1 protein-coding gene is annotated in these 526 nt (G+C 72.4%); it reads right to left on the reverse strand.

Annotation, left to right across the window (positions count from 1 at the left end):
• Window positions 1–526, reverse strand: a 526-nt coding sequence (locus CCN72_RS34845; RefSeq protein WP_208638180.1) for an FAD binding domain-containing protein, incomplete at both ends; no start/stop codon positions are given.

Genomic DNA, 526 nt, shown 5'->3' on the forward strand with positions numbered 1-526 from the left:
GCGACCCCGACGATCGCCCAGGACTGCGCCACCCGGTGGAACTTCTCGTAGTGGAAGCCCCAGCCGTCCGCCTTCGGCAACCGCACCTCCACCAGCAACTCATCCGGAGCGAGGGCGGATTGGAGATAGCCGACGAAGAACTCCCTTGCCGGGACGGTGCGTCGCCCGCCGGGGCCCACGGCGACCAGTTCGCCGTCCAGCGCCAATACGATCGCGGGCAGATCGCCGGCCGGGTCGGCGTGCGCCAACGCGCCGCCGAGCGTGCCCCGATGCCGTACCGCCGGATCGGCGACGGTCGCCGTCGCCGCCGCCAGCAGACCGGCGTGCCGGCGTACCAGCGGATCGTGGATCACCTCGTGGTGGGTGGTGAGCGCGCCGATCACCAGCGTCTCACCCTCCTCGCGGACCCCGCGCAGACCAGCGATCCGGCCCACGTCCACGACCAGTTCGGGAAAGGCGAGCCGCAATCGCAGCAGCGCCAGCAGGCTCTGCCCGCCGGCCAGCACCTTGGCCTCGTCGCCCGCCG

The organism is Streptomyces murinus, assembly GCF_002154555.1.
GTDB classification, from domain to species: domain Bacteria; phylum Actinomycetota; class Actinomycetes; order Streptomycetales; family Streptomycetaceae; genus Streptomyces; species Streptomyces murinus.